Below are 12346 nucleotides of genomic sequence, written 5' to 3' on the forward strand. Positions count from 1 at the left end.
CATGACGACCACCACCACCGAAACCCCCGCCACCACGGCGGAGACCGTCCTCGACGCACGCGGCGTCACGATGCGCTTCGGCGGCCTCACCGCCGTCAAGAACGTCGACCTCACCGTGCGCAGCGGCGAGATCGTCGGCCTCATCGGCCCCAACGGCGCCGGCAAGACCACCTTCTTCAACTGCCTCACCGGCCTCTACATCCCCACCGAGGGCGAAGTCCGGTACAAGGGCACGGTCCTGCCCCCCAAGTCGTTCAAGGTCACCGCGGCCGGCATCGCCCGCACCTTCCAGAACATCCGTCTCTTCAACAACATGACGGTCCTGGAAAACGTCCTCGTCGGCCGCCACACCCGCACCAAGGTCGGCCTCTGGTCCTCCCTCCTGCGCCTCCCCAACTTCAAGCGGGAAGAAGCAGCGAGCCGCGAGCGAGCCCTGGAACTCCTCGAGTTCATCGGCCTCGCCCACAAGGCCGAACACCTCGCCCGCAACCTCCCCTACGGAGAGCAGCGCAAGCTCGAAATCGCCCGCGCGCTCGCCAGCGACCCCGGACTCATCCTCCTCGACGAGCCCACCGCCGGCATGAACCCGCAGGAGACCCGGACCACCGAAGAGCTCATCTTCGCCATCCGGGACCAGGGCATCGCCGTCCTCGTCATCGAGCACGACATGCGCTTCATCTTCAACCTCTGCGACCGCGTCGCCTGCCTCGTCCAGGGCGAAAAGCTCATCGAAGGCACCGCCGCCGAGGTCCAGGGCGACGAGCGCGTCATCGCCGCCTACCTCGGCGAACCCTTCGAAGGCGCCCCCGGCGCCGAAGAACTCGCCGAAGTCGAAGCAGCCGAAGCACACAGCGAAGCCGCACACGGCGAGGCGACGGACCGTACGACCAGCGCGACCAGCACGGACGGAGAAGACCGGTGACCGCACTCCTGGAGGTCGAGGACCTCCGCGTCGCCTACGGCAAGATCGAAGCCGTCAAGGGCATCTCCTTCAGCGTCGACCCCGGCCAGATCGTCACCCTCATCGGCACCAACGGCGCCGGCAAGACGACGACCCTGCGCACCCTCTCCGGCCTGATCAAGCCGCGCGGCGGCCAGATCAAGTTCCAGGGCAAGTCCCTCAAGAAGATCCCCGCGCACGACATCGTCGCGCTCGGGCTCGCCCACTCCCCCGAGGGGCGGCACATCTTCCCGCGCATGACCATCGAGGACAACCTCCTCCTGGGCGCCTTCCTCCGCAAGGACAAGGACGGCATCCAGAAGGACGTCCAGCGCGCCTACGACCTCTTCCCGATCCTGGGAGAGCGCCGCAAGCAGGCCGCCGGCACCCTCTCGGGCGGCGAGCAGCAGATGCTCGCCATGGGCCGCGCGCTCATGTCCCGCCCGAAGCTGCTGATGCTCGACGAGCCCTCCATGGGCCTCTCGCCGATCATGATGCAGAAGATCATGGCGACCATCGCCGAGCTCAAGGCACAGGGCACCACCATCCTGCTGGTCGAGCAGAACGCCCAGGCGGCGCTCTCCCTGGCCGACCAGGGCCACGTGATGGAGATCGGCAAGGTCGTCCTGTCGGGCCCGGGCCGCGATCTCCTGGTCAACGAGGACGTCCGCAAGGCGTACCTCGGCGAGGACTGAGCCCCTCCCCTCCCACGAGTGAGGCCCGCCTCCGGATCCTGGATCCGGAGGCGGGCCTCACTCGTTCTGCGCTACGGGGCTGCTACTCGCCCTTGCCCGCGGCGGCCTTCTTCTCCTCGGCGTCCTCGATGACGGCCTCGGCGACCTGCTGCATGGACATCCGGCGGTCCATGGAGGTCTTCTGGATCCACCGGAAGGCGGCCGGCTCGGAGAGCCCGTACTGCGTCTGCAGGATGCTCTTGGCGCGGTCCACGAGCTTGCGGGTCTCCAGGCGGAGGGAAAGGTCGGCGACCTCCTTCTCCAGCGCACGGAGCTCGGCGAAGCGGGACACGGCCATCTCGATGGCGGGGACGACGTCGCTCTTGCTGAAGGGCTTCACGAGGTACGCCATGGCACCGGCGTCCCGGGCCCGCTCGACAAGGTCGCGCTGCGAGAACGCGGTCAGCATCAGCACGGGGGCGATGGACTCCTCCGCGATCTTCTCGGCGGCGGAGATCCCGTCGAGCACGGGCATCTTCACGTCCAGAATCACCAGGTCGGGACGGTGCTCCCGAGCCAGCTCGACGGCGGTCTGCCCGTCACCGGCCTCACCGACGACGGCATACCCCTCTTCCTCCAGCATCTCCTTGAGGTCGAGACGGATGAGCGCCTCGTCCTCGGCGATGACGACGCGCGTCGTCAGCGGCGGAACGTGCGACTGGTCGGCGTCGGGCGTGGGCGTCGACTCGTGCTCGGCGGTCACGAAGGGCTCCTCTTTGCGGGGCATATCAAGCTCCCCTGAGCCTACCTACCTCCTGTAAGGTGGTGTCGCGCAGGGCTCCTCTGAGCCTTCGTTTCTTAGGCCCCAGTACTCCAACTGGTTAGAGAGGCCGCTCTCAAACAGCGGACAGTGTGGGTTCGAATCCCACCTGGGGCACATAACTTCGATTCCATGGTCACGCACATGTTGCGTGACCTTCGCTCTTTCTGGCGAAGCCGCCCAAAATCCCGCCGCGTCGATCCATCACATGCCGCAGCGTCGACCGCATGTACGACATGGCCACGCGCATGCACGCGCTGAGCCTGCTCGCCGACGGGCGCAGCATGAGCTCCATCAGCAAGGAAACCGGCGTCTCCCGATCCTCGATCCGCTCCTGGCGGGTCCGGGTGGAACCCCTGCCCCGGCAACATCAGACCGACTTCCTCCCACCCCCCGCCGACACGGCTGCCTACTCCTATCTACTCGGTCTCTATCTCGGCGATGGCCACATAGCCCAGTCCGCGAGCCAGCGCGTACCGAGCCTGAGGATCACCTGTGACAACAAGTGGCCGGGCCTCATGAACGCTGCGGAGGAGGCGATACGCCGCGTGCTCCCGTTCAACCAGGTGTGCCGGGCGAGGAAGGTCGGCTGCCACGACGTCAAGGTGTACTCGAAGCACCTCACCAGCCTCTTCCCGCAGCACGGCCCCGGCATGAAGCACGAGCGCCGCATCGCCCTCGAGGACTGGCAGCAGGCCGTCGTGGACGCCCACCCGTGGGAGTTCGTCCGGGGGCTGATCCACTCCGACGGGTGTCGGGTCACCAACTGGACCGTGAGGAACGGCAAGCGCTACGAGTACCCCCGGTACTTCTTCACGAACAAGTCCGACGACATCCGGAAGCTCTGTACGGACACCCTCGCCAAGGTCGGCGTCCAGTGGACGGTCCTGGCCCGGGGCAGCGACCCCTTCAACGTGTCCATCGCCCGCAAGGCATCCGTCGCGCTCATGGACGCCCACATCGGGCCGAAGTACTAGACCGGCAGGTCCCCGCTGCCGCCCAGGTTGGCGACGATGCGGCGCAGGCCGTCGATGGTCGCCGCGTATGCCGCCTCGTCCACACCCTCCCGCATCCGTGCGTGCACCGCCGCGTTGCGGTCGCGCGCCCGGAGCCGGCCGGCTTCGCCCTGTTCCGTGAGGGTCAGGAGCCCGTCCGTCTCCGTGAGCCAGCCCCTCGCCGCGAGGTCGTCGTAGACCGCGTCGAAGTCGGTGTCCTGGTCGTCGTACGGGGTGAGCTTCTCGGTGAGGGCCGCGCGCTTCCAGTGGGCCGGGGAGGCGGAGACGTGGTTGAGGGTCCACCAGTGGGGCTGGGTGAGGTTCTCCTCGGCGAGTGCGGCCCGGATGCCGCCTATGGCGAGCTTGCCGGCCTCGCGGGCCCAGTAGCCGATGGGCTGGGCCGCGAGCTGGTCCTGGGAGTATTCCTTGATCGTCATGCCCATGAGCCTATGACCTCAACTCGGCTTGAGGTCAAGGGGACTTGGTGCGGTGTCCCGTCAGGCCGTGCAGGATCGTCGCCACGTGGGCTTCCGCCTCGGCGGGGTCGAGGGGGGCGTGGGCCACGAGGAGGCGGTACCAGAAGGGGCCGAAGACCAGGTCGGTGGCGTGGTCGAGGTCCGTGGCGGCGGGGAGTTCCTCGCGGGTGACCGCCCTCGTCAGCAGGGTGGCGACGATCTCGCGGCGGGTGGCGACCCAGGCACGGAAGGGTTCGGCGAAGGCGGGGTCGAGCTGGGCTTCGGCCATGAGGCCGGTGAGGGCTTTGGCGCGGACGGGGTCGTCGCCGATGCGGTAGAGGTCGGTGACGAAGGCGGTGAGGTCGCCGGTGAGGGTGCCGGTGTCGGGTTCGGGGACGCGGGCGGCGGTTTCGTGGGCGTAGGCGTCCATGACGAGGGCGGGTTTGGACTTCCACCAGCGGTAGACGGTGCTCTTGGCGACGTTGGCGCGCTTGGCGACGCCTTCGATGGTGAGGGCGCCGTAGCCGTTCTCGACGAGGAGTGCGGCGGTGGCTTCGAGGACGGAGTGGTGGGCGTCTTCGTTGCGGAGGCGGCCGCCGGTGCGGGGCGGGTTGCTCGCAGGGTTACTCGAAGGAGTGATTGACACGTCTCCACGATAGCCCTAGCTTTTTATCAAAACGCGGCGTAGCGTTTTGATTGAAGGGCCGACCGAGGGATACAGGGGGGCATGGCCATGAGCAGGATCGTGATCGCGCACGGGTACGGGATGGACGCCGGGGACCACTGGTATGCGGCGACGGGTGAGGAGTTCGCGGCCGAGGGGCACGAGGTGCGGATTCCGAACTTTCCCGAGCCGTTCGCTCCGGAGGCCGGTGTGTGGCTGAAGGAGCTGGAGGCGGCGACGGAGGGTGCGCCTGCAGGCGAGACCGTGCTGGTGGGTCACAGCCTGGGTGGGGTGAATGTGCTGCGGCTGCTGCAGGAGCACGACACGGAGGCCGAGGGGGCGTTCGCGGGGGTGGTGTTCGTGGCGTCGATGTCCGGCGAGGTGGGGTATGACGCGTTGGCGCCGTTCTTCTCGCCGGAGTTCGACTGGCAGCGGATCCGGAAGGCTGCGCGGGAGTTTCGTGTGCTGCACGCGGCGGATGACCCGGTGACCGGGGAGGCGACGGGTGAGCACGTGTTGCGGTTCGTGCGGGAGCTGGGTGCGGAGGCGCGGGTGACCGCGTCGGGCGGGCACTTCCCGAGTACGGGTGAGAGCCGTTTGGTGTTGCCCGACGCGGTGCGTCTCATACGTGAGGTGCTGTAGTCGCTGCAGTTGCCTGCGGGCGGTGTCAGCGGACTGCGTCGCCGATGTGGTGGATGCGGACGAGGTTGGTGGATCCGCTGACGCCGGGGGGTGAGCCGGCGGTGATGACGACGACGTCGCCGGGGACGCAGCGGCCGATGCGCAGGAGCTCTTCTTCGACCTGGTCGACCATGGCGTCGGTGGAGTCGACGTGGGGGCCGAGGAAGGTTTCGACGCCCCAGGTGAGGTTGAGCTGGGAGCGGGTGGCGGGGTCGGGGGTGAAGGCGAGGAGGGGGATGGGCGAGCGGTAGCGGGAGAGCCGGCGGACGGTGTCTCCGCTCTGGGTGAAGGCGACGAGGAACTTGGCGCCGAGGAAGTCACCCATTTCGGCGGCGGCGCGGGCGACTGCGCCGCCTTGGGTGCGGGGCTTGTTGCGGTCGGTGAGCGGGGGGAGGCCCTTGGCGAGGATGTCTTCCTCGGCGGCTTCGACGATGCGGGACATCGTGCGGACGGTCTCGATGGCGTATTTGCCGACGCTGGTTTCACCCGAGAGCATGACGGCGTCGGTACCGTCGATGACGGCGTTGGCGACGTCGGAGGCTTCGGCGCGGGTGGGCCGGGAGTTGTCGATCATCGAGTCGAGCATTTGGGTGGCGACGATGACGGGCTTGGCGTTGCGCTTGGCGAGCTTGATGGCTCGCTTCTGGACGATGGGGACCTGTTCCAGGGGCATTTCGACGCCGAGGTCTCCGCGGGCGACCATGATGCCGTCGAAGGCGGCGACGATGTCGTCGATGTTCTCGACCGCCTGGGGCTTTTCGACCTTGGCGATGACGGGGAGGCGTCGGCCTTCTTCGTCCATGATGCGGTGGACGTCTTCGATGTCGCTGCCGCTGCGGACGAAGGAGAGGGCGATGATGTCGGCGCCGATGCGCAGGGCCCAGCGGAGGTCTTCGATGTCTTTTTCGGAGAGGGCGGGTACGGAGACTGCGACGCCGGGGAGGTTGAGTCCCTTGTTGTCGGAGACCATGCCGCCTTCGATGACGCGGGTGTGGACGCGGGGGCCGTCGACGGCGGTGACTTCGAGGGTGACGCGGCCGTCGTCTACGAGGATGCGTTCGCCGGTGGTGACGTCGGCGGCGAGGCCCTTGTAGGTGGTGCCGCAGGTGTGGCGGTCGCCTTCGTGGTCTTCGACGGTGATGGTGAATTCGTCGCCGCGTTCAAGGAGTACGGGGCCTTCGGCGAAGCGGCCCAGGCGGATCTTCGGGCCTTGAAGGTCCGCGAGGATGCCGACGCTGCGGCCGGTTTCGTCGGCAGCCTTGCGGACGCGCTGGTAGCGGTCCTCGTGTTCGGCGTAGGTGCCGTGGCTGAGGTTGAAGCGGGCGATGTCCATTCCGGCTTCGACCAGGGCTTTGATCTGGTCGTATGAGTCGGTGGCGGGGCCCAGGGTACATACGATTTTCGCTCGGCGCATGAGGCGAGCGTATGCCCCTACCAGGGAGTAGGAAATTGGTTCCGGGTGTCCGCTCAACAACCTTTGAGCAAAAGCTTGTTGACAATTGTTGAATGTGCATGGGGGTGCTCTGATGAGCACCCCCGGGGCGCCGGTTTTCGAGGTTCTGAGGTGTCGGGGTCAGAGCTGGGGAGGGGTCATGGTGAAGCGTGCGTTCACCTGCGCGTAGACGGTCTGGCGCTGGGGTTCGAGGTCGAGGGCGGGGGCGCCTGCGTCTTCGGCGGCACTGAAGGCCATGGTGCGCATGCCGGCGCCGGCTGCCTGGAAGGGGGCGGGGGCGTTTTCGGCTCCGAGGTCGGCGAGTTCGACGAGGGCGGCGAGGTCGGCTCCGAGGGCGGCGGCGTATTCGCGGGCGCGCTGGACGGCTTCGAGTACGGCTTGGCGGCGGGCTTCTCCGTGGGCGGGTGAGGTGGGGCGCAGGGCCCACCAGGGTCCGTCGACCTGGGTGAGTTCGAGGTCGGCGAGGCGGGTGGTGAGTTCACCCAGGGTGGTGAAGTCGTTGAGTTCGGCGGTGAGGTGGACGCGTCCGTGGTAGGCGCGGATGCGTTCGCCGCGGCCGTGGCGGGTGAGTTCGGGGGTGATGGAGAAGGCGCCGGTTTCGAGTTTCTCGACGGGGTCGCCGTAGCTTTTGACGAGGTCGAGGACGGCGTTGTTGCGGCGGGTGAGGTCTTCGAGGGCGGTGCGCCGGTCGGTGCCGCGGGCGCTGACGGTGATGCCGATGCGGGCGATCTCGGGGTCGACTTCGAGGGTGGCTTCGCCGCGGACTGCGACGCGGGGGACTTCGGGGGTTCCGTAGGGCTGGTGCGATGCGTCCTGGGTCATGGATTCACTCTCGCACTGCTGCTCGTACGGGGGTGGTCATCGGATCGAAACCTGGTGGGGGTGTTGCGGCTTGTTACTGCTGGGTCAGAATCTACGCGCGTTGTTTGTGTATGCACGCACCTCACAAGGGGAGATGGCATGGCGTTCGACCGTAGGACATTTCTGGGCACTTCTGCTGCTACGGGTGCGGCTGTGGCGTTGGCGGGGGCCACGAGCACCCCGGCCGGCGCGGCCGAGTCGGTGGCCGGCGGGGCTTCGGCCGCGCGGGCGAAGACGTACGCGTTCACGGTGATGGGGACGACCGACCTGCACGGGAACGTCTTCAACTGGGACTACTTCACGGACAAGGAGTTCGACGACAAGGCGCACAACGACGTCGGTCTGGCGAAGATCTCCACGCTGGTGAACCAGGTGCGGGCGGAGAAGGGCCGGTGCAACACGCTGCTCATCGATGCCGGGGACACCATTCAGGGGACGCAGCTTTCGTACTACTACGCGAAGGTGGATCCGATCACCGCGCGGCGCGGTCCGGTGCATCCGATGGCGCAGGCGATGAACGCGATCGGGTATGACGCGGCGGCGCTGGGGAACCACGAGTTCAATTACGGCATTCCGGTGCTGCGGAAGTTCGAGGAGCAGTGCGACTTCCCGTTGCTGGGGGCGAACGCGCTGGATGCGAAGACGCTGCGGCCGGCGTTCCCGCCGTACAGCATGCACCGGCTGCGCACTCCGCACGGGCGTGATGTGAAGGTGGCGGTGCTGGGTCTGACGAATCCGGGGATCGCGATCTGGGACAAGGCGAACGTGCAGGGGAAGATGACGTTCCCGGGTCTTGAGGAGCAGGCCGCGAAGTACGTGCCGCGGCTGCGGTCGCTGGGTGCGGACGTGGTGATCGTGTCGGCGCATTCGGGTTCGAGCGGTACGTCGAGCTACGGGGACCAGTTGCCGTACATCGAGAACGCGGCGGGTCTGGTGGCGGAGCAGGTGCCGGGGATCGACGCGATCCTGGTGGGGCACGCGCATACGGAGATCCCGGAGTACCGGGTGAAGAACAAGGCGACGGGCAAGGACGTGGTGTTGTCCGAGCCGTTGAAGTGGGGGCAGCGGCTGACGCTGTTCGACTTCGAGCTGACGTGGGCGAAGGGCTCCTGGTCGGTGTCGAAGGTGTCGGCGCGGGTGCTGAATTCGAATGAGGCGGTGGAGGATCCGAAGATCGTGGGACTGCTGTCGGACGAGCACCGCAAGGTCGTGGCGTACGTGAACCAGGTGATCGGTACGTCGACGCAGGCGATGTCTTCGGCGGACGGGCCGGTCAAGGACGTGGCGATCATCGATCTGATCAACCACGTGCAGGCGGAGACGGTGAAGGGTGCGCTGGCGGGTACGGAGTGGGGTGCGCTGCCGGTGCTGTCGCAGGCTTCCTGTTTCTCGCGGACGGCGGCGATTCCGGCCGGGCAGGTGACGATCAGGGATGCGGCGGGTCTGTATCCGTTCGAGAACACGCTGGAGGCGCGGCTGCTGACGGGTGCGCAGATCAAGGACTATCTGGAGTATTCGGCGAGGTACTACGTGCGGACGGCTCCCGGTGAGGTGGTGGATCCGGCGAAGCTGACGAACGCGGAGGGTACGCCGGACTACAACTACGACGCCGTGTACGGGCTGGTGTACGACATCGACGTCTCCGAGCCGGTGGGTTCGCGGATTTCGGGGCTGTCGTTCCAGGGGAAGCCGGTGGATCCGGCGGCGCAGTTCGTGCTGGCGGTGAACAACTACCGGGCTTCGGGCGGGGGCAATTTCCCGCACGTTCCGCAGTGCAAGCAGTTGTGGGCGAACTCGGATGAGATACGCAACACGATCATCCAGTGGGTGAAGGCGAAGGGGACGGTGGACCCGGCGCAGTTCGCGTCCGTGGACTGGCGGCTGACCCGAGCCGGGGCACCGGTCTTCTAAGGCGGCGGCCTTCCAAGGCGGCGGTGCCTGGGACGGCGGTCTTCTGAACGTTTCTCCTTACGGGTACTCGACCAGTGGGAGCAGTTCGCCGGCGGGTCGGGGCCGGGTGTGCTCCCGCTGTTCGAGGCCGAAGGTGGTGAAGGCGGTGCGGGTGGGCTGGGGGTAGGGCTCCTTGCCCGTGAGGGTGTTCAGGATGGCGGCGCTGCGCCAGGCGGCGAGGCCGAGGTCGGGGGCTCCGACGCCGTGGGTGTGGCGTTCGCCGTTCTGGACGAAGATGCTGCCGGTGACGGCCGGGTCGGTGATCATCCGGTAGCGGTCGTCGATGCGGGGGCGGCCGGAGGAGTCCTTGCGCAGGTAGGGGTCGAGTCCGGCGAGGAGGCGGCTGAGGGGGCGTTCGCGGTAGCCGGTGGCGAGGACGACGGCGTCGGTGGTGAGGCGTGAGCGGCTGCCCTGCTCCCCGTGTTCGAGGTGGAGTTCGACCTTGGTGGTGGCGACGCGGCCCGCGGTGCGGACGCTGACTCCGGGGGTGAGGACGGCGTCGGGCCAGCCTCCGTCGAGGGTGCGGCGGTAGAGCTCCTCGTGGATGGCGGCGATGGTGGCGGCGTCGATGCCCTTGTGGAGTTGCCACTGGGCGGGGACGAGGCGGTCGCGGACCGGTTCGGGGAGGGAGTGGAAGTAGCGGGTGTAGTCGGGGGTGAAGTGTTCCAGGCCGAGCTTGGAGTACTCCATGGGGGCGAAGGAGGGGGTGCGGGCGAGCCAGGTGAGGCGTTCGCGGCCGGCGGGGCGGGAGCGGAGCAGGTCGAGGAAGACCTCGGCTCCGGACTGGCCTGATCCGATGACGGTGACGTGGTCGGCGCCGAGGATGCGCTGCCGGTTGTCGAGGTACTCGGAGGAGTGGATCACCGGGACGGTGGGGGCTTCGGCGAGGGGGCGCAGCGGTTCGGGGACGTAGGGGGCGGTGCCGATGCCGAGGGCGAGGTTGCGGGTGTAGGTGCGGCCGAGGGCTTCGGCTTCTCCGTCGGTGTCGAGTTGGGTGAAGTCGACTTCGAAGAGGTCGCGTTCGGGGTTCCAGCGGACGGCGTCGACCTGGTGGCCGAAGTGGAGTCCGGGGATGCGGCCGGCGACCCAGCGGCAGTAGGCGTCGTATTCGGCGCGCTGGATGTGGAAGTTCTCGGCGAAGTAGAAGGGGAAGAGGCGTTCCTTGTGCTTGAGGTAGCTGAGGAACGACCAGGGGCTGGTGGGGTCGGCGAGGGTGACGAGGTCGGCGAGGAAGGGGACTTGGAGGGTGGCTCCGTCGATGAGGAGTCCGGGGTGCCAGCGGAAGTCGCGGCGTTGGTCGTAGAAGGCGGTGGCGAGTTCTGCGGCGCCTTGCTGGGGCAGGCCGTGGGCGAGTGCGGCGAGGGAGAGGTTGAAGGGGCCGATGCCGATTCCGACGAGGTCGTGGGGTGCATCGAGCTGGGCGGTCATCGGTGGGTGCTGCCTTCCAGGAGGTTCACGAGGGCGTCCAGGTCCCCCGCCGTGGTGTGGGGGTTGAGCAGGGTGGCCTTGAGCCAGAGGCGGCCGTCGGCGGTGGCCCGGCCCAGTACGGCGGTGCCGCTCTGGAGGAGGGTGCGGCGGAGGGTGGCGAGTGCGGTGTCGTCGGCGTGGGTGGGCCGGAACAGGACGGTGCTGATGGTGGGCGCCGCGTGGAGTTCGAAGGCGGGGTGGGCTTCGAGGAGTCGGGCGAGCTGGTCGGCGCGTGCGCAGGTGCGGTCGATGAGGTGGGTGAGGCCGTCTCGGCCGAGGGAGCGCAGGGTGGCGGCGATCTTGAGGGCGTCTGCGCGGCGGGTGGTGCGCAGGGAGCGGCCGAGGAGGTCGGGCAGGCCGGCTCGGGTGTCGTCGGGGGCGTTGAGGTAGTCGGCCTGGTGGGTGAGGGGGGCGAGGAGGGTGGTGTCGGGGACGGTGAGGAGTCCGGCGGCGATGGGTTGCCAGCCGAGTTTGTGTAGGTCGAGGGTGATTGACCGGGCGCGGTGCAGGCCGGTGAGTTTGGGGCGGTGGCGGGGGCTGAGGTGGAGGAGGCCGCCGTAGGCGGCGTCGATGTGGAGGTCGGCGCCGTGGTGGTCGCAGAGGTCGGCGAGGGCGTCGAGGGGGTCGATGAGGCCGGCGTCGGTGGTGCCGGCGGTGGCGGTGACGAGGACGGGTCCGGTGGTGGTGGCGAGGGCTTCGGCGAGGGTGGCGGGGGTGAGGGTGCCGGTGGGGGTGGGGAGGCTGCGGGCGGGTGGCAGGCCGAGGAGCCAGGCGGCGCGCGGGATGGAGTGGTGGGCGTTGGCGCCGTGCAGGACGGTGAGGTGGGGGCCGTGGCGTTCGCGGGCGAGGAGGAGGGCGAGGTGGTTGGCTTCGGTGCCGCCGGTGGTGAGGACGGCGTCGGGGTGGGGGGTGTCGTGGAACTCCGCGGCGAGGGTGCGGGTGAGGAGGGTTTCGAGGGCGGAGGCGGCGGGGGCCTGGTCCCAGGAGTCGAGGGAGGCGTTGAGGGCGCTGGCGGCGAGGTCGGCGGCGGCCGCGACGGCGAGGGGCGGGCAGTGCAGGTGGGCTGCGCAGAGGGGGTCGGCGGGGTCGGCGGCGCCGGCGGTGAGGGTGTGGACGAGGGTCCGTAGTGCTTCGTCGTCGCCGTGTCCGTGGTCGGGGAGCAGGTCGCCGAGTGCGGTGGTGACGCGGGCGGTGACGGCGTCGGGTCCGCCGGCGGGGAGTGGTCCGCCGCGGGCGCGGGCTCCGGTGCGCAGGGCGTCGAGGACGGTGGCGAGGAGTGGTTGCAGGGCGTCGGGGCCGTGGGGTCCGCCGGCGAGCGGGGCGGTGCCGCGTCTGCCTGTGCCGGGGGGCGCTGTCATGCGGTTGTCCTCACGGGTACGGATCGGC

The 12346-nt window shown here is 68.6% G+C and carries 12 protein-coding genes and 1 tRNA gene; 6 read left to right on the forward strand and 7 right to left on the reverse strand.

What is annotated here, in order from left to right:
* Nucleotide 1 precedes the first annotated feature (1 nt).
* Both ACZ60J_RS13540 and ACZ60J_RS13545 read left to right on the forward strand, forming a co-directional pair.
* Nucleotides 2–922: an ABC transporter ATP-binding protein gene (locus ACZ60J_RS13540; protein WP_469681599.1), complete on the forward strand. Its 921-nt coding sequence runs from the start codon at nucleotides 2–4 to the stop codon at nucleotides 920–922.
* Nucleotides 919–1635: an ABC transporter ATP-binding protein gene (locus ACZ60J_RS13545; RefSeq protein ID WP_469681601.1), complete on the forward strand. Its 717-nt coding sequence runs from the start codon at nucleotides 919–921 to the stop codon at nucleotides 1633–1635. Before ACZ60J_RS13540 ends, ACZ60J_RS13545 begins: the two co-directional genes overlap by 4 nt.
* 82 nt (nucleotides 1636–1717) lie before the next feature.
* On the opposite strand, the gene ACZ60J_RS13550 is transcribed toward ACZ60J_RS13545, so the two are convergent.
* Nucleotides 1718–2401, reverse strand: a complete 684-nt coding sequence (locus ACZ60J_RS13550) for an ANTAR domain-containing response regulator (protein WP_327307288.1) — start codon at nucleotides 2399–2401, stop codon at nucleotides 1718–1720.
* Nucleotides 2402–2476: 75 nt separating this feature from the next.
* Between ACZ60J_RS13550 and ACZ60J_RS13555 the strand changes: the two genes are divergently transcribed.
* Nucleotides 2477–2551 (forward strand) — tRNA-Leu (locus tag ACZ60J_RS13555).
* Nucleotides 2552–2661: 110 nt separating this feature from the next.
* Complete coding sequence (locus ACZ60J_RS13560; RefSeq protein WP_469681602.1) at nucleotides 2662–3411, forward strand: helix-turn-helix domain-containing protein; 750 nt, start codon at nucleotides 2662–2664, stop codon at nucleotides 3409–3411.
* Here ACZ60J_RS13560 and ACZ60J_RS13565 read toward each other — a convergent pair.
* Both ACZ60J_RS13565 and ACZ60J_RS13570 read right to left on the reverse strand, forming a co-directional pair.
* Complete coding sequence (locus ACZ60J_RS13565) at nucleotides 3408–3866, reverse strand: MarR family transcriptional regulator (RefSeq protein WP_469681603.1); 459 nt, start codon at nucleotides 3864–3866, stop codon at nucleotides 3408–3410. The genes ACZ60J_RS13560 and ACZ60J_RS13565 overlap by 4 nt on opposite strands.
* A gap of 34 nt (nucleotides 3867–3900) precedes the next feature.
* Nucleotides 3901–4530 (reverse strand): TetR/AcrR family transcriptional regulator, encoded by a 630-nt coding sequence (locus tag ACZ60J_RS13570; RefSeq protein WP_469681605.1) that lies wholly within the window; start codon nucleotides 4528–4530, stop codon nucleotides 3901–3903.
* Between the two features lie 87 nt (nucleotides 4531–4617).
* Between ACZ60J_RS13570 and ACZ60J_RS13575 the strand changes: the two genes are divergently transcribed.
* The gene (locus tag ACZ60J_RS13575; protein WP_469681606.1) at nucleotides 4618–5190 is read left to right on the forward strand and encodes an RBBP9/YdeN family alpha/beta hydrolase; all 573 of its coding nucleotides are present in this window, start codon (nucleotides 4618–4620) and stop codon (nucleotides 5188–5190) included.
* Between the two features lie 25 nt (nucleotides 5191–5215).
* On the opposite strand, the gene pyk is transcribed toward ACZ60J_RS13575, so the two are convergent.
* Together pyk and ACZ60J_RS13585 are read right to left on the reverse strand one after the other, a co-directional pair.
* Entirely contained in the window at nucleotides 5216–6643 is a 1428-nt protein-coding gene (gene pyk, locus ACZ60J_RS13580; protein ID WP_469681608.1) for a pyruvate kinase, read from the reverse strand.
* 159 nt (nucleotides 6644–6802) lie between these two features.
* A complete protein-coding gene (locus ACZ60J_RS13585) occupies nucleotides 6803–7504 on the reverse strand; it encodes an SIMPL domain-containing protein (RefSeq protein WP_327252190.1) in 702 nt (233 codons plus the stop codon).
* Nucleotides 7505–7642: 138 nt separating this feature from the next.
* Here ACZ60J_RS13585 and ACZ60J_RS13590 point away from each other — a divergent pair, with 138 nt between their 5' ends.
* Nucleotides 7643–9454 (forward strand): bifunctional metallophosphatase/5'-nucleotidase, encoded by a 1812-nt coding sequence (locus ACZ60J_RS13590; protein ID WP_469681610.1) that lies wholly within the window; start codon nucleotides 7643–7645, stop codon nucleotides 9452–9454.
* Between the two features lie 57 nt (nucleotides 9455–9511).
* On the opposite strand, the gene ACZ60J_RS13595 is transcribed toward ACZ60J_RS13590, so the two are convergent.
* Nucleotides 9512–10921, reverse strand: coding sequence for a lysine N(6)-hydroxylase/L-ornithine N(5)-oxygenase family protein (locus ACZ60J_RS13595; protein WP_469681612.1), 1410 nt, complete (start codon nucleotides 10919–10921; stop codon nucleotides 9512–9514).
* Nucleotides 10918–12318 (reverse strand): pyridoxal phosphate-dependent decarboxylase family protein, encoded by a 1401-nt coding sequence (locus ACZ60J_RS13600; RefSeq protein WP_469681613.1) that lies wholly within the window; start codon nucleotides 12316–12318, stop codon nucleotides 10918–10920. The genes ACZ60J_RS13595 and ACZ60J_RS13600 overlap by 4 nt, the downstream gene beginning before the upstream one ends.
* Between the last annotated feature and the right edge of the window lie 28 nt (nucleotides 12319–12346).

This window comes from Streptomyces sp. NPDC104226 (genome assembly GCF_055584085.1).